The 16066-nt window shown below is 53.0% G+C and carries 12 protein-coding genes and 1 pseudogene; 10 read left to right on the top strand and 3 right to left on the bottom strand.

Going from position 1 to position 16066, the window contains the following annotated elements; genetic code table 11:
- Window positions 1-51 precede the first annotated feature (51 nt).
- The 7 genes from E6C55_RS18365 to E6C55_RS18340 all read left to right on the top strand — a co-directional run bounded on the left by E6C55_RS18365 (window position 52) and on the right by E6C55_RS18340 (window position 10630).
- The gene (locus E6C55_RS18365; RefSeq protein ID WP_136371268.1) at window positions 52-951 is read left to right on the top strand and encodes an ABC transporter permease; all 900 of its coding nucleotides are present in this window, start codon (window positions 52-54) and stop codon (window positions 949-951) included.
- Window positions 952-966: 15 nt separating this feature from the next.
- Complete coding sequence (locus E6C55_RS18360; RefSeq protein ID WP_136371267.1) at window positions 967-1860, top strand: carbohydrate ABC transporter permease; 894 nt, start codon at window positions 967-969, stop codon at window positions 1858-1860.
- A gap of 78 nt (window positions 1861-1938) precedes the next feature.
- Window positions 1939-5664 (top strand): cellulase family glycosylhydrolase, encoded by a 3726-nt coding sequence (locus E6C55_RS18355; RefSeq protein WP_136371266.1) that lies wholly within the window; start codon window positions 1939-1941, stop codon window positions 5662-5664.
- Between the two features lie 27 nt (window positions 5665-5691).
- Window positions 5692-8100: an alpha-L-rhamnosidase-related protein gene (locus E6C55_RS18350; protein WP_136371265.1), complete on the top strand. Its 2409-nt coding sequence runs from the start codon at window positions 5692-5694 to the stop codon at window positions 8098-8100.
- Window positions 8100-8492, top strand: coding sequence for a sulfatase-like hydrolase/transferase (locus E6C55_RS34755; RefSeq protein ID WP_330999637.1), 393 nt, complete (start codon window positions 8100-8102; stop codon window positions 8490-8492). The genes E6C55_RS18350 and E6C55_RS34755 overlap by 1 nt, the downstream gene beginning before the upstream one ends.
- Window positions 8492-9193 carry a sulfatase family protein gene (locus tag E6C55_RS34750; protein WP_230986740.1) on the top strand — a complete coding sequence of 234 codons (702 nt, stop codon included), beginning with the start codon at window positions 8492-8494 and terminating at the stop codon, window positions 9191-9193. The genes E6C55_RS34755 and E6C55_RS34750 overlap by 1 nt, the downstream gene beginning before the upstream one ends.
- Before the next feature lie 618 nt (window positions 9194-9811).
- Window positions 9812-10630, top strand: coding sequence for an SDR family NAD(P)-dependent oxidoreductase (locus E6C55_RS18340; RefSeq protein ID WP_136371264.1), 819 nt, complete (start codon window positions 9812-9814; stop codon window positions 10628-10630).
- A 121-nt stretch (window positions 10631-10751) separates the two neighbouring features.
- Here the strand turns inward: E6C55_RS18340 and E6C55_RS35425 are convergent, their stop codons facing one another.
- From E6C55_RS35425 to E6C55_RS34740, 3 genes and pseudogenes are all read right to left on the bottom strand, one after another.
- Window positions 10752-10874, bottom strand: a complete 123-nt coding sequence (locus E6C55_RS35425) for an HXXEE domain-containing protein (protein ID WP_168735728.1) — start codon at window positions 10872-10874, stop codon at window positions 10752-10754.
- An 11-nt stretch (window positions 10875-10885) separates the two neighbouring features.
- Complete coding sequence (locus E6C55_RS34745) at window positions 10886-12154, bottom strand: hypothetical protein (protein WP_230986743.1); 1269 nt, start codon at window positions 12152-12154, stop codon at window positions 10886-10888.
- Window positions 12066-12245 (bottom strand): annotated as a pseudogene (locus E6C55_RS34740) (acetylxylan esterase); the annotation flags it as partial. The gene E6C55_RS34745 and the pseudogene E6C55_RS34740, both read right to left, overlap by 89 nt.
- 215 nt (window positions 12246-12460) lie before the next feature.
- On the opposite strand from E6C55_RS34740, the gene E6C55_RS18320 reads away from it, so the two are divergent.
- The 3 genes from E6C55_RS18320 (at window position 12461) to E6C55_RS18310 (ending at window position 15968) form a co-directional block, all read left to right on the top strand.
- Complete coding sequence (locus tag E6C55_RS18320) at window positions 12461-13381, top strand: ABC transporter permease (protein WP_136371262.1); 921 nt, start codon at window positions 12461-12463, stop codon at window positions 13379-13381.
- Window positions 13378-14244 carry a carbohydrate ABC transporter permease gene (locus E6C55_RS18315; protein ID WP_136371261.1) on the top strand — a complete coding sequence of 289 codons (867 nt, stop codon included), beginning with the start codon at window positions 13378-13380 and terminating at the stop codon, window positions 14242-14244. The genes E6C55_RS18320 and E6C55_RS18315 overlap by 4 nt, the downstream gene beginning before the upstream one ends.
- 77 nt (window positions 14245-14321) lie before the next feature.
- Window positions 14322-15968 (top strand): extracellular solute-binding protein, encoded by a 1647-nt coding sequence (locus E6C55_RS18310; RefSeq protein ID WP_136371260.1) that lies wholly within the window; start codon window positions 14322-14324, stop codon window positions 15966-15968.
- The last annotated feature ends 98 nt before the right edge of the window (window positions 15969-16066 follow it).

Raw genomic sequence — 16066 nt, 5'->3', positions numbered from 1 at the left:
AGAGGCGTCTGACGCCTGTCCCTTCTGCAAGGAGAAGTGGAGGAACGCAACATGAAGCAGGGCGGATGGAACCGTGAAATCCCGTTGTATCTGATGATCTTGCCCGGGGTTCTCTTGGTGTTTGTTTACTCTTACGTGCCGATGGCAGGCATTGTCATGGCCTTTCAACATTTCGTGCCGGCACGGGGGTGGTTCGGCTCGAATTGGGTCGGATTGGATAACTTCCGCTATGTAGCGGCCATGCCGGACATCGTTCAGGTCGTATGGAATACGATCTTCATCTCGGCTATGAAGCTGATCGCCGGGATAGTCGTACCGATTACGATCGCGCTGCTGCTTAATGAAGTCGGCAAGAACGGATTCAAGCGAGGCATTCAAACGCTGGTGTACTTGCCTCATTTTATGTCATGGGTCATTCTGGGCGGTGTTCTGATAGACATTTTGTCGCCGACGCAGGGGCTTGTCAACTTGATGATTAAGCAGTTCGGCGGTCACCCTATCTACTTTTTGGGCGACAACAGCTGGTTTCCGTTTACGCTGGTGGTCACGAACGAATGGAAGGAGTTCGGATTCAGCACTATCGTCTATCTGGCCGCTTTGACCAATATCAATCCGTCCTTGTACGAGGCGGCCACGATCGATGGAGCCAATCGATGGAAGCAGATGCTGCATGTGACGTTGCCGGGAATGACGCCGATTATTGTTCTGATGGTGACGCTGAGCCTGGGACAAATACTGAATGCCGGATTCGATCAAGTATTCAATCTGTACAGCCCGGTTGTCTACGAGAGCGGGGACATTATCGATACGTTAATTTATCGGATTGGTCTGGTGGATGCGCAATACTCGGTCTCCACTGCAGTCGGTTTGTTTAAATCCGTCATCTCGTTTCTCTTTATTTCCGTATCGTATTATCTCGCCTATCGTTTTGCCAATTACCGGATTTTTTAGTAAGGGGGACGGATAATGAGGTCCAATATGTCTATCAGCCGCAAATTATTCGTTTCCGGCAATTACGTCTTTCTGACGCTCTTGGCGGTGCTGTGTTTGTTGCCGCTTGTCCATGTTCTGGCACTGTCCTTCAGTTCCAGCAGCGCGGCCGGCACAGGCTTGGTTCGATTCTGGCCAGTGGACATGACGCTGTCTTCTTACCGCTTTGTCCTGGATAAACCGGAGTTTCTTCTTTCGATGGGAGTGACCGTGAAGCGGGTGCTTCTCGGCGCTTCGTTCAACATGCTGCTCATTATTCTGGTCGCCTACCCGTTGTCCAAGGAGACGAAGGCCTTTCGCCTGAGGACGCCACTGGCCTGGTATTTCGTCTTCACCATGCTGTTCAGTGGCGGCCTGATTCCGCTCTATATGACTGTACGAAATACCGGCATGCTGGATTCGCTGTGGGGGCTGATTTTTCCGACCTGGGGGATGGGTACGAATATTTTCAATATCGTCCTGATGCTGAATTTCTTCCGGGGCCTCCCAAAGGAACTGGAAGAATCGGGGGTCGTGGACGGAGCCGGGCACTGGACTGTCTGCTGGAAGATTATTGTTCCGTTGTCTTTGCCGGTGCTGGCGACCGTGGCGCTTTTTACGATCGTGTATCATTGGAATTCATGGTTTGACGGGCTGATCTTCATGAACCGGACGGAGCATTACCCGCTATCAACGTACCTGCAGACGATTCTGGTGCAGGATCAACTGGCGAATGTCAACGCGCAGGATCTGGCGAGCCTCCAAGAGGTGTCGGATCGGACCGCGAAGGCCGCACAAATTTTTATTGGATCTCTCCCTATCTTATTGGTTTACCCGTTCCTCCAGCGATTTTTCATCAAAGGCATCGTCATGGGGAGCGTAAAGGGATAATCCATATGGGTCGGGAGCCGAAAGAAACGGAATCAGATTCGCAATTCGAAGAGAAGAACCTTAACGGGAGGGAAAAGGATGAGAAGGAAGCAAGGTTGGAAGCGTATTTATGTCATGCTGGCGATCGGGATGCTGTTGACGGGATTGTTCCCGCAGGCGGGACGGGTTCACGCGGACAGCGTCACTCCCACGGGAAACTTTCAGGTAATCGGATCTAAAATCTACGATCCCGACGGCAACGAGTTTATTGCCCGGGGAACGAACATCAATGGCTTGAACTGGGTTTGGTCCAGGGAAGTGACGCAAGATGCCGATCTGATTCAGGATGTATGGAATTTTAATGTAGTTCGTGTCAATAGTATGCTGAAACCGCTGGCGGGTTCGCCGCAATTCACCACAAACAATGATCTGGACGCGATCGTCGATGCGTTCACAAGCCGCAAAGTGGTGGTGATGTTCGAGGCGCACGATTTTACGAACGGAATTCCCGAGACCAATCCGGACGATCCGAATAAGGCTACTTTGGCGGATCTGGAGGATTGGCTGGAAGAGTTGGCGGAGAAATACAGCGATAATCCTTACGTATGGTTCAATCTATACAATGAGCCGGGTGGAGCCCCGGTTCCGCAGTACGAGACCGTATCGAGAGAGTTGATATCGACCATTCGGCAAGAAGCGCCGGACAATATCATCGTCGTGGACGGAGGTTACTCCGGTCAAGATACCCCTGCCGGAACCGATCCGGTATCGGATGCGCAAAGCAGCATTCTGACCTATGGGCAAGGAATTGTGCAAGGCAACACAAATGTGATCTTCAGCGTTCATATGTATGGCAATTGGAACGGCGCAGTCGAGAGATTCGAGGATTATATCGATAGGGTGCATAATAAAGGTCTTGCCATTATTATCGGGGAATTCAGCAGCAACGCGACAACAAGCAAATTGTATTCCGCCGTGAAGGCGGCTATTCAGGTAAGCGCCGAGAAAGGGATCGGTTGGTTGACCTGGTGCTGGGTCAATGGAGACGGATATCTCACCGCGACGGACGATGGAGGCGGATACGGCGTAGACCGGACCAACGGAGACAAGCCGACGAATTTAACCTGGTTCGGGGACAAGGTGTGGGATTACGCACATGGACAAGTGCCAGCGTTTGATAAACACGATCTGTCGGTAGCAGAGGTCATTCCAGACAAGGGCCGGATAAGCCAGGGAGATGAGATTCGCTTCGCTGCGACGTTGCAGAACGTGGGGGATGTCGATCTGTCGGGAACGGTGAAGGTGGACTTCCGGTCCGGGGGTCAGGTTGTCGCCACTGGCGAGTATACAGGAACCATCCCTCGCTTCGGATCGGCTTCGATCGTCTCGGACGCAATCACGGTATCGTCCTCCGATATGGAAGTTACCGTCGCAATTGACACGACCAACAGCACGTACGGCATTGATGACGATAGTAACAATAATGAGAGAACCCTGGAGCTGTCGGGAGGAAGCCCGAGCGGATCCGGTTATGATCTGATGCCGGAAGCGATAGCGTTAAGCAAGAGTCAGCCGAAATACGGCGATCTGGTCGATATCGATGTTACAGTGAGGAATCAGGGGGATACGGCCAGCCCGAACAGTTGGACAACCATCAATTTTTACGTAAACGGGATTCGGATGAACTATGTAGGGGATACCGTCTCCATTCCGGCAGGCGAGACCCGAACGTTCACGTTGGAGAATTACCTGATTACGCAGACGAAAGATTTTGCACTTGCCGCCAGTCTGGATAATAAGGACGGCGATCTCAACCACAGCAACGATAAAATATTCAAAACGATACTGTTGCAATCGGATGAAGAGAATGAGGATGTGAATCTGGTTCTCAATCCCGGCTTCGAGAGCGGAACGGCAACGAATTGGCAGTTCTGGGGCGGCTCCGGCACAGGCAGTGTCTCATCGGAAGCCGGCGATAGCCACAGCGGCGACAACGCGTTAAAGGTCAGTTCCGGCGGAGGCGGCTATTATCTCGAACTGGAACCCCATACCTCTTACGTCTTATCGGCATATGGCAAAAATGCCGTTGCCGGAGATACGTTCTCTTTCGGAATCCAGTATAACGTCGACAATGCGGGAACGCCGGAAAAGCACATCGTCAATTTCAACTCTACCGACTATTCGTTTGGACAATTCATCTTCACGACGCCGGACAATATTACTGCCGGGACGACAAACGTATTCGTGTGGAAAGGGGCGGGCACGGGAGCGTTCTACCTGGACGACATCACATTGCAGAAGGCGACGAATTTAGTCCTCAATTCCGGCTTCGAGAGCGGAGCGGCAACAAATTGGCAGTTCTGGGGCGGCTCGGATGTCGGGGCGGTAACCTCGGCGTCCGACAACGTGCATGGCGGCGTCCATGCTCTGGAAGTGAGCCGTCAAGGAGGAGGGTACTACCAGGATCTGGAGCCCAACACGACTTATGTGTTGTCGGCGTACGGCAAGAATGCCAATGCCGGGGATACATTCTCCTTCGGGGTTCAATATGACAAGGATGATGCGGGAACGCAGAACAAGCATATCATCACGTTCGATTCTGCTGACTATACGTCCGGACAGATCTCCTTCACGACGCCGGACTATGTGAAGGCCGGGACGGCAAATGTATTCGTATGGAAAGGATCGGGCACGGGGGCGTTCTATCTGGACGACATTACGTTGCGGAAAGCGACGAACCTGCTGCTCAATTCCGGGTTTGAGAGCGGAACCGCGAGTCCGTGGCAGCTCTGGGGCGGTTCGGGCGCTTCTGCCGTGACCGACGCGGCAGGTGCGGTCAACAGCGGCTCTTACGCCCTGGAAGTCACGCATCACGGTGGCGGACAGTACTTGGAGCTTGAGCCGAACACCACTTATATTGCGTCAGCCTACGGCAAAAATACCAATGCGGACAGTGTCTCCTTCGGCGTGCAATATCAAATCGACGACGCAGGAACCAACGAACAGCATACAACCCTGTTTTTCGGCACGACCTATATGACGCGACAGACGGTATTTACAACGCCGGCTTACATGAAAGCCGGGACGGCAAACGTCTTTTTCTGGAAAAGCACGAATGCCACGTCAGCTTCTTATTTGGACGATATCGTTCTGGCTAAGGCGCCAATTCAGATGCCCCCTGTTCCAGGCTTGTTGGCGGTAACGTCGGTGACGGCCGAGTCGGCCGTTCTGTCATGGACGGCTGCACAGGATAGCGGGCAGACGACCGGGTATCGAATTTACAGGGATAATGTATATCTGGATACGGTAGCAGGAAACGTGCTCTCGTACGAGGATTCCGGGTTAACGCCGGCGACAACGTATTCCTATGTCGTGAAAGCGGTGGATGAAGCGGGCAACGAGTCTGCAGCGAGCAATGAAGTTGGCGTCACCACAAACTGGCGTTATGAAGCGGAGAATGCGGCATTGACCGGCGTAGCTGTCGCCTCGACGAGAGCCGGGTATTCCGGCAACGGGTATATCGATGCTGCCTCTTTTGATGCATACGGGGACAAACTGGCGTTCACAGTCAACGTGCCGAGCGCCGGGACGTATCGACTGACTTTCCGATATGCGGATTCTCATGACAAGCCCAACAGCGTCCTGGTCAACGGTTCGAAGCAGGTGACCTCCTTCATTAATTCCGTAGGGGCGTGGGCGACGCTCGATTACGGCGAAGTCGAGCTCAATGCCGGCGACAACGCTATTGAATTGGTGCACGACTATGGGGATTACGGATGGGTGGACATCGACTACATCGAAGTCGGCTATGCGGAACAGGAATAAGCGGAAGCGGCCCGAGGAGAGTATCGAATGGAAGAAAACAAGGAATGGCACGCAAAGTGGATCTGGAGGATGGATTACCCATGGTCAACCGATCCCGGGGTTCACGAATTGGTCTTGTTTCGCCGTTCCTTTCAAGTAGGAAACCCGTCCGGTGCAAGACTGAATGTAAAAGTTTCGGCGGATAGCCGATACCGCCTCTATCTGAATGGAGAATCGGTATCCGTCGGCCCCTGCAAGGGTGATTCGTACACTCACTATTATGAGACAGTCGAGCTCGGCGGCAAGCTGCGCAAGGGAGAAAACGTGCTGGCGGCGAAGGTACTGCATTATGCCGCCAGCCAGCCGCACCGAATGGGCATCAGCGGCCCGATCTCGATTCACCGCTCGAATGCCGGGGCCTTCTTGCTGGAAGGGGCCGTGGAGGAAATAGGGCAGATCGAGCAGCGGCTGGATACCGACGAACGGTGGTTATGTCATCTGGAGGAAGGCTTCGCAATGCTCCCAAGCCGGCTGATTCCATGGCTGGGCGGCTGTGAATCGGTCGACGGTTCGAGAATGTCGCACGGCTGGGCCCGGCAGGACTACGACGATTCCTTGTGGAGGCCGGCGGTGGTCGTTTGCGATACGGGAGACAGGTTCGGCGAATTGACTCCGTGGCAGTTGTCTCCTCGTCCAATTCCGGAACTCATTGAGGATGCCCGAAGCTTTGCCGCCGTGTCCGAGGCCTGCGATGAGCTGACGGCGAAGTCCTTGTCCGCGCTGCTGAGGTCCGAACAAGGAGGGACGCTGAAGCTTGCGCCGCACACCCGGTTCAAGGTCGAACTGGATGCGGGCGAGTTGTCCACCGGGTACTTGCATGTGGCGATTCGAGGCGGCAAGGACAGCGAAGTCCGCCTGCTCGCCGCAGAATGCTACGAGCACCCGAATTCAACGCCCGACAGGAGAATCAAAGGAGTTCGCGACCGTGCCGCGGACGGGAAGCTGATTGGCGAGACCGACAGCTACCGGGTGGCCGGTGTCGGAGGGAAAGAGCTGAACGAGGAGGTGTACGAGCCTTTCTGGTTCCGCACGTTTCGCTACATTGGCCTGGTGATTGAGACGAAGGACGAGCCGCTGGAGTTGACGCGCATCCTGTTCCGGGATACCGGCTATCCATTGGAGATATCGGGCGAGTTCGAATGCTCGGACCCGAACTGCAACAAGCTCTGGGATCTGTCCGTGAATACCCTGAGAAGGTGCATGCACGAGACCTATGAGGATTGTCCGTACTACGAGCAACTCCAATATACGATGGACACTCGCTTGCAGATGCTATTCACGTATCGGCTTGGCGCGGACGATCGTCTGGCGCGACGGACCTTGTATGATTTTCATAGCTCTGCACTGCCTTCCGGTATGCTGCAATGTCGCTATCCATCCGAATACAGGCAGGTCATACCTGCATTCTCTCTGTTCTGGATCGATATGCTGCACGATCATTACATGCACTTCGGAGATATTGCCGTGCTGCGCCGTTATCGGCATACGATTGCCGGCTTGTTGGACTGGTTTGAGCGGAGATTGACGATAGACGGGTTGGTTGGGCCGACGCCGAGAGCTTATTGGACATATTACGATTGGGTCGAGCAATGGCCGGGCGGAGCGCCGAAGGCGCATGAATATGGCCCGGTGACGTTGTTAAGTCAGATGTATTCAGCCGCGCTGCAGCAAGCTGCCGAATTGTTCGAGGCGACGGGATGGATGGACGCGGCTTCGGAGGCGACAAGTCTGGCCGAGCGGGTTAACGCCGCTCTGTTGCGGCACTGCTGGCATGCGGAGAGGAAAATGTTCGCTGACGGCCCGGACGTGGAAGATTTCAGCCAGCATGCCCAGATCTGGGGGATCGCCTGCGGAGCAGTTCGGGGAGATGCGGCCGCAGATCTGATTGAGCGAACACTCCGGGATCCGGAACTGGCCGTTGTGTCTCTTCCCATGACGTATTCGTTGTTCCGCGTATTGTCCGAGCTCGGCATGTATGAACGTACCTCCGTTCTCTGGGAACGGTGGAAGGCGTTCGCGGATATGAACCTGACGACCTTACCGGAGATGGCTCATGGCAATCCACGCAGCGATTGTCACGCATGGAGCGCTCTCCCCTTGTCGGAATACCCTGGGGGAATTCTCGGTGTTCAGCCGGGCGCTCCGGGCTACAATGTCATTCGCGTTGCGCCGCAGCCGCTCAACCTGACCTGGGCCAAAGGCAAATCGGCAACTCGGCATGGACCGGTAACGGTTGCGTGGCATCGGAAAGACGGACGATTCAGCCTGGAGGGAGAAGGTCCTGTGGGTATTCCCGTGGAGATCACGCTTCCGAATGGAGAAGTCATGAGGGTCGCCGCGGGCGGGCAGTTTCGATTCGAGTGCGATGAGGCAACGTGGAAGGTGGAAGGGATTTGATGCGAATTATTTACTTGGATATTGACTCGCTGAGGCCCGATCACATGGGGAGCTATGGCTATCCCAGGAATACGACACCGAATCTGGATATAATCGCGGATCAGGGAGCTCGATTTAATCATTGCTATTGTGCCAGTTCACCTTGCGTTCCTTCAAGAGCCAGCTTTATGTCCGGGAGATTTGCGCAAAATCACGGCGCTTTAACCCATTGGGGTCCAGGATATGACTTTTATTATCCTGAAGGCGACGGTCACAGCTTAAAATATCCTTTCTTTACGAGACATTTGCGGGAAGCGGGATACAAGGCGGTAACGTTCTCCTCCTTTGGTGATCGGCATCATGCCTGGTGGTACTTCGCAGGCTGGAATGAAACAAGCATGTCGGTGAAATAATGGATACATTGAAATCATTGGGCATTGAGGACGAGGTTGTATGGGTAATTAGTGCAGACCACGGAGAATCAATGGGCGAACAAGGCATCTATATGGAGCATGCAAGCGCCACGGAAGCCGTTCATCACCTTCCATTAATTATTAAAATTCCTGGAATAACTCAACCGGGCAAGGTGTATGAGCAATTCGTCTATAACGTTGATGTGATCGCTTCTATAACAGATTTGATCGGATTGAATGTGCCCCAGGGCTGGGACGGGCGTTCCTTTATGCCCATTTTGAAGACGGAAGCTGCTGAGGAGTATGAGGCGCGTCCATATTTGGTCATGGATCATGGACTGAACACCTGTCAACGTGCCATTCGGGATGCGCGTTGGTACTTCATTCGTACCTACCATCCAGGATTCTATCGATTTGATGATGTGACCTTGTACGATATGGAGAACGATCCCCACCAATTGCATAATGTGGCGAGTCACTTTCCCGAGATCGTTCATTTAATGGATCATCGGATCCAGGAATGGCTGCAAGAGCAGCAGAGCAAACATGGTCTTATCATGGACCCTATGCAAGAAGTGATTCGATCAGGACCCTGGAGATATGTAACGCCGGAGGCTTGGGCGGAACGTTTACGCTCAGAGGGGAGAGAAGCGGAAGCAGATTCGATTCTGGAAAAATGGCGGCGTAACCATTTTGAATAAGTCTTGCGCAAATAATGACAGCCGATAGGTATCAGTCGAAACTGCTCCAGATATCGTCCGGAGCTGTTTCGTTGCTTAGGAGAAGTCCCATTTCTCTCGAATGTCCAATTTTGATTAACTTTTTGATTGTTTCCGAGGCGCCTTTGTGGCACTAGGATAAGGAGGCGTGAGACGCCGAAACTTTTGATAATATAAGACTTTTCGCAGTTTTTGGTTTCCCTAAGGGACTTGCTTTTTGTTCCCGTTAGCGTGCGCGATTCAGGTGCCAGTTGTAGCAATACCGTGGAGGTTCGAGTCCTCTCGACCGCACCATACCTAAAACGAAACCCTTCGAATTAAATTCGAAGGGTTATTTTTGCAATCTCAATAGGACATGGATTTTCTCGGTGGAAGGTGTTATGAGAACGATGGTATAATCAGTTTAAATGAACCGAAGAAGGTGAAGGCCAATTATGGATGCACAGGAAGCGTGGAAAGAGCTGTTTTCTGCCCAAAATGAGCGATTTGTATATCACACTTCGAATGAAAATATCGTCATAGAAGTGCGGCCAAAACCTATGCAGAGAAGTTCATAGTCGATTTGAGCGAAATAAAATCGGTAGGAGAGATGAATGCCCAATGAGTATCTTTCGCGAGAAGGCTTGTTTGGTTACAGGCGGCGGGTCCGGGCTTGGGCGGGAAGTATGCAGCCAATTAGCGGAGCGGGGAGCTTGTGTGATCGTTGCCGACCTGAATGAAGAAGCCGCACGCGATGTCGCACAGAAGATTTCGAATCATGGCGGTACGGCGATCGCTTCCTATGTGGATGTGACAGACCCCAAATCGATAGAAGCTCTTATTGATGCAACATTGGCGCAATACGGAAGATTGGATTATATGTTCAACAATGCCGGCATAACGGTAGTTGGCGAGTTTCGGGACTTGCCGCTTGATGAGTTGAAGAAGGTGTTGGACGTCAATCTGACCGGAATTCTTCACGGGTCCCACTATGCCTATCAGGTCATGGCCAAACAAGGATATGGGCATATTGTGAACACCGCTTCGGGCTTCGGCCTTGTGCCAGGTCCGACGAATCTGCCGTATACGATGGCGAAATTCGGTGTTGTCGGGTTGTCGGAGACCATGCGCTGCGAAGGCTTGGATCTGGGCATTAAAGTGAGCGTTATCTGCCCCGGCTATATTCACACATCCATGATCGACAACATGCGCACTTTCAACGCCGACGCTGCGGATGTCATATCGCAAATCCCTGCCAAGATGGTTGACCCTCGGCAAGCAGCCCGTCTTGTACTGCGGGGAGTCGAGAAAAATCGCGCGATCATTGCTTTCCCGTCCTATGTAGGTGTATTGACCTTCTTGTACAGGTGCTTTCCTCGGTTGTTCCTTCGTTACTCTCTCACCACGATCCGCAATTTCAGGAAAATCCGCAAAGAATGAGCCCCTGAGCGCTGCGCGATCTCGATCAGCTTGTATCGCTCTGTGATCACCTGTCTCCCCTATGGGGAGCATATCATTTTTGGGTCAGCCTCTTAACTTATTCTTACAAGAAGCAACGCATTCACACCATGATCAAACCCGGATTCCATTCTCTGTACTTATTTCCTGTATAAATATGGATGGCACAGTTCATCAAGCTAAAAATGACAATTAACAAACCGAAGCCGATATGAACCCTACACAATAGTCCGAAAATCAGGAACGCCCAGCCTGCGGCAAAAATCGAGTGTGTCGCGAGCGACGGAGGTGGAGAAAGGACGCAAATGTTTGATCAATACAGGGATTAGAGCTTCCAGATGGCCCCATTCCTCCAGATAGAGCTGCACCTAACCGTGCCGACTTCCCGTCTCCAGCGATCGTGCCAGCTTGCGAATGGCCGCCGCCTCGTCGCCGTCGGCATGATACAGCAGCGCCAGCAGCAGATTGATCTCCGCCCGATAATATTGCAGATTCATCGACTCGGCATATTGGGCGAGTCGCTCCCCGTACGCCAACCCCTCGCGAACAAGCCCCAAACATAGATGCGCGCGAAGAATCGTGACATATCCATACCGCTTGATCTGTAGCATACGCTGCGACTTGAAGTCGAGTCTCTTCCAGTATGGCGAATGCCGCCTCGGTCTCTCCGGTCGTGATACGCAATTGGATGAGGGTCAGCGATGCGGGGATGACGATGCCGGTGTCCAGCAGATCAAGCCCGATGCTGCGCCCGCGCAGCAGGAAGCGTTCCGCTTCTGCGAACTGTCCGCGCATATAGTAAGATTCGCCAAGTATCGTCTGGATGATGCCGTATCCTTGGTTGTCTCCAGCCCAGTAGCCGGGGCGGGCGATCGCATTGTAATGGTTGTATAGCATGCCCGGGCCTTGGAGCAGCGAGGCCGACTCCATCATAAGCGACCGGCCGCGTTCCAGATCATAGCGCAGCAGTGCGACGCGCGAGCGGATCGTGGCGAAGTAGCCGCGAAGATTCTCGCCGGTTGGAGTGAAGGTATAGGGGAGGTTGTCCGACATGCTCGCTTCGGTCTGGTCGATCAAGCTTTGTGCCGCCGAGAGGCGGTTGTCGTTCACGAGCAGGTAAGCGTAGAGCAATGCAAGCGATGGGCGGGCGACGATCTCCTTCATCGGGAATAGAGCGAGCAGGTTGAGCAGGCTGTCGCTCGGGCACTTGAGCGTAGTCGCGATATCGCCCAGCAGCAGCGCAGTCGCACGCTCGAAGTCCGGCGTTCGCAGCGCATGGTGCACCGCTTCCGCCAACATGCCGTTCGCTTCGGCCCAACGGCTGATATTCGCGTTGATGGCGGCAGGCAATTGCTCGTCTGCTGCATGGAGTCGGGTGCGCAGCCAGACGGCGAACAGCGGTACATAACGATAACGGCCAATCTCCGGAGTTGCCCGAATACCCGTGGAACACGATAACAGCCGGATGAGGTGCTGCCGCATTGGCAGGCCGAATGTACTTGGCATGAATTCTGGCTTCCCGCACGCCGGTAAAATAAAGATCGAAGCAGTCCGCCTGCGGAGTGCGGAACGAGCTGGGCACCATCTCCACCTGCGGTCCATTATAGAAAGCGGAGCCGACTTGGCAATAAGAGTGCGCCATTTTACCGGGTTTTCCGGGCAAGTGGCGCACTTTTTTAAATCAAAAAGCGTTATTAGAAATTGTGAGCGGCGTAGTTCGGCGGTAATCTTGAGGAGTCCAATTCGAATTGGTTCACATGGAAACGCTCGCAATTCCGTTCGAACATTTAACAAACGAAAGATGTGACAGGAATGAAAAATCAGAGATCCTATTTTAAGAATAATTATGATTTGTATCTCATGCTCTTGCCCGCTGTCGCCTTTTATTTGATCTTTAAGTACACACCGATGTACGGACTGCTTATCTCATTTCAGGATTTTAATCTGTTCAAAGGCGTATTCCATAGCAAATGGGTCGGCCTGGATGTATTTAGAGATCTGCTTGACCAGCATATGTTCTGGCAATCGTTCGGCGCTACGCTCAGACTAAATCTGCTTACGCTCGCGGTGGGATTTCCAGCGCCGATTGTTCTGGCACTGCTGTTAAACGAGGTCGCCAACGACAAATTTAAGCGAGTGATCCAATCGATTTCTTACATGCCTCACTTTATATCCTGGGTGGTCGTATATGGCATGATCGTTACCTTCGTCATGCCGAACACCGGCTTTGCGAATGTTTTGCTCAAACAGATCGGGTTGCCGCAGATCGATTTTCTGACGAATCTTCACTGGTGGCTTGTCACCTATATCGGTTCGAGCGTTTGGAAGGAGATCGGCTTCTCATCCATTCTCTATCTTGCCGCTTTATCGTCCATTGACAGTGCGCTTTACGAATCCGCAGATATCGACGGCGCCGGGAGATTTCGCAAGATCTGGCATGTCACGTTGCCCGGTATCCGAAGCACGGTCGTGATCTTGTTGATTTTGCAGGTTGGACGGCTTGTGACCATCGGTTTCGAGCAGCCCTACTTGTTTGGGAACGCGATGGTTAGCGATTACTCCAACGTGCTGAGCGTCTATATTTACAAGAACGGGATCTTGCAATCTCAATGGAGCCTGGCGACTGCGATGGGATTATTCTTATCCGTTATTAACTTCATTCTGCTGATGCTGGCCAATGTGATTGCAACCAAAATGGGCGAGTCCGGATTGTTTGGGGGGAAGGCAAGATGAATCGGAAAAAAACAAGTGTCTTTTCCGTTGTCAATTATACGTTGCTGACCCTTGTCAGCCTTACCTTTTTGTATCCATTCTTGTACACGATCGCCGTCTCCTTCAGCGGTCCCCAAGCCATATTGTCGGGGCATGTGTTCCTGTGGCCGGTAGGCTCCAATACGGGCGCCTATCAAGCGTTGTTCAAGGATGCAAGCATGATCCATGCGCTGCTGTTCACGGCGCAGTTGACCGTATTCGGCGTACTTGCCAGTCTTGCGATGACGGTTGTCACGGCGTATCCGTTGTCCAAAAAAGAATTAAAAGGAAAAAACATTTTGCTCAATTTGATCATCTTCACCATGTATTTCAACGGCGGCATGATTCCGAACTATCTGCTCATCAAGCAGCTTGGCTTGCTGGACCGGATCGGAGCGCTGTTCCTTCCGGGGCTGATCGATACATTCCTTCTCATCATTATGCTGAACTACTTCCGGGGCTTGCCTGTAGAGATCGAGGAGGCGGCCAAGGTCGAAGGCGCCAACAATTTCAGAATTTTCCGCAGCGTCGTCATTCCCTTATCCATGCCGGTTATCGCGACCTTGATTATCTTCTATGCAGTCGGCTATTGGAACTCCTTCTTCGATGCGTTGCTGTACATGCAGTCAACCGACAAATACACGCTGCAATTAAAACTGTATATCGTTCTGAATGCGCTTGATTCCTATAGCACCAGTCAGGTTGAATCTTACTCCAATCAGATTATTCCGGAGAATTTAAAGGCGGCTACGGTTCTCGTTGCCACCGTTCCGATTCTAATCGTCTACCCCTTCTTGCAGAAATATTTTATTAAAGGCGTGACCATAGGCGCCATCAAGGGGTAATTCCGCAAGGCTGCCAAAGCGGTAATAACACGATGCCGTGTTGTTATAAATGAGGAAGAAAAAAAGGGAGGATACACATGTTCAGAACCAGCATTAGAAAGTCGTTGCCTCCGCTGTTGGCCGCCGGGCTTCTGGCCGGCCTGCTCGCGGGCTGCAGCGGCAACGGCAACAATGAGAACAGCAGCCCGGCTCCAAGCGGAACCAGCCCCGGCAGTTCGAGTCCGGCAGCGACGAGCACGCCCAAGGAAATTGAAGAGGTGTCCGTCCTCGTGTACGATCGGGGGAATATGCCTTCATCGGAAGGCTCTCTGGAGGACAACTGGTTCACCAAGGAATTAAACAAGAGAACCGAAGAGCAGCTTGGCATTCATGTGAAATTCGTTCCGGTTCCGAACGCGCAGCGGGAACAGAAGCTGGCCGCGCTGCTGGCGGCGGGCGACGCGCCCGATATCAGCTATACCTATGACCAGGCCATGCTGAAGAATTACTCGAAGAACGGCGGCCTCGCGGATATCGCGCCGCTGCTGGACGAATTCGGCCCGGACATTAAAACCAATGTCGGGGAAGACAGGCTTGAGGCCTCCAAGATCGACGGCCAACTGACGCGCGTCTTCGCGAACGAGCCGCTGCCGGCCGACACGACCTGGATTCGGACAGACTGGCTGGACAAGCTCGGCATGAGCATGCCGACCAATGTCGACGAATTCTACAATTATTTGAAGGCGGTCAAGGAGAAGGACCCGGGGAACGTAGGCGAGAATCTCGTGCCGTTCATGATTCCGGCTCAAGGCGATACGCCGTTCCAGCGGATTGAGAATATCATTTTGCAAGGCTTCCTCCAGGAGCCGCCGACGACCGAACGCATTGGCAGCGAGCCGTTCCAGCTCTGGCCGGAGACGAAGGAAACGTTCCGGTTCTTGAACAAGCTGTACAACGAAGGTCTGATGGGACAATTGATTCTGGACAAGGACCAGTCGCAGTACAAGCAAAAGCTCGTCAGAGGAGAGATCGGCGCTACCCCCAATTTCCCTCATTATATGTATGCCACCGGCTATGGCGATCTGCTGACGACGATGCAGAAAAACGTGCCGGGCAGCAATTTTGCCGGCAGCTTCCCGTGGAAGAGCACTGCCGGCGCCGAGCCGATCTATGAGCTGTTTTTGAATTCGCTGGACAATTCCATGACCTTCTTTATCCCGAAGGCAACCAAGCATCTCGAGGCCGCGGTAAAACTGCTGAACTATATGACAACCGACGACTTCGTTAACCTCGCAGCCGGAGGGCTTGAAGGAACGGACTACAATGTGATTGACGGACTGATTACGCCGATCGACCAGGAGAAGTTTAAAGAGCGTGTTGGCTGGCTCGCGGGCAATTACAATTTGCCGGTGAAGCCATATGCCACTGACGCAGAAAAGTATAAGCGGTACATCGCCTCGCAATTTTCGAAGCAGGCCGGTGAAGACTTTGTCAAAAATACAGTTTACGGGGAGCCCGCACGCAAGTATTCGCTGCCGGTCATCAATGTGGACAGACCTGTAACCTTGAAAAACAAGACCAATCTGGACACGGTCTGGAACAACGCCATGCCCAAAATCATTATGGCCAAAACGGCGGAGTTCGACAGCACTTACGATAAAATGCTGGCATCGTGGAGATCCGAAGGCGGAGACGCCATGGCGGCGGAATGGGCGGCAACCTACAAAGAGCAGTATGGAGGCTAAGACCTGACCCTTCCTCGTCAGTTCTTGGACGAATCGCGGTTCCAATTCAGCCCTGCCGAACGGGAACCGCGATTCGAACGATATTCGCACATGCTGCC

Origin of the sequence: Cohnella fermenti (assembly GCF_004801405.1) — a bacterium.
In the GTDB taxonomy this organism is placed as follows: domain Bacteria; phylum Bacillota; class Bacilli; order Paenibacillales; family Paenibacillaceae; genus Cohnella; species Cohnella fermenti.
The sequence above is the reverse complement of the archived record's forward strand: the minus strand, read 5'-3'. Positions and strand labels throughout refer to the sequence as shown.

Bases quoted from the DNA above. Each gene is read 5' to 3' on its own strand.
- E6C55_RS18365 (WP_136371268.1), top strand. From the start codon at position 52: ATGAAGCAGGGCGGATGGAACCGTGAAATCCCGTTGTATCTGATGATC.
- E6C55_RS18360 (WP_136371267.1), top strand. From the start codon at position 967: ATGAGGTCCAATATGTCTATCAGCCGCAAATTATTCGTTTCCGGCAAT.
- E6C55_RS18355 (WP_136371266.1), top strand. From the start codon at position 1,939: ATGAGAAGGAAGCAAGGTTGGAAGCGTATTTATGTCATGCTGGCGATC.
- E6C55_RS18350 (WP_136371265.1), top strand. From the start codon at position 5,692: ATGGAAGAAAACAAGGAATGGCACGCAAAGTGGATCTGGAGGATGGAT.
- E6C55_RS34755 (WP_330999637.1), top strand. From the start codon at position 8,100: ATGCGAATTATTTACTTGGATATTGACTCGCTGAGGCCCGATCACATG.
- E6C55_RS34750 (WP_230986740.1), top strand. From the start codon at position 8,492: ATGGATACATTGAAATCATTGGGCATTGAGGACGAGGTTGTATGGGTA.
- E6C55_RS18340 (WP_136371264.1), top strand. From the start codon at position 9,812: ATGAGTATCTTTCGCGAGAAGGCTTGTTTGGTTACAGGCGGCGGGTCC.
- E6C55_RS34745 (WP_230986743.1), bottom strand. From the start codon at position 12,154: ATGCCAAGTACATTCGGCCTGCCAATGCGGCAGCACCTCATCCGGCTG.
- E6C55_RS18320 (WP_136371262.1), top strand. From the start codon at position 12,461: ATGAAAAATCAGAGATCCTATTTTAAGAATAATTATGATTTGTATCTC.
- E6C55_RS18315 (WP_136371261.1), top strand. From the start codon at position 13,378: ATGAATCGGAAAAAAACAAGTGTCTTTTCCGTTGTCAATTATACGTTG.
- E6C55_RS18310 (WP_136371260.1), top strand. From the start codon at position 14,322: ATGTTCAGAACCAGCATTAGAAAGTCGTTGCCTCCGCTGTTGGCCGCC.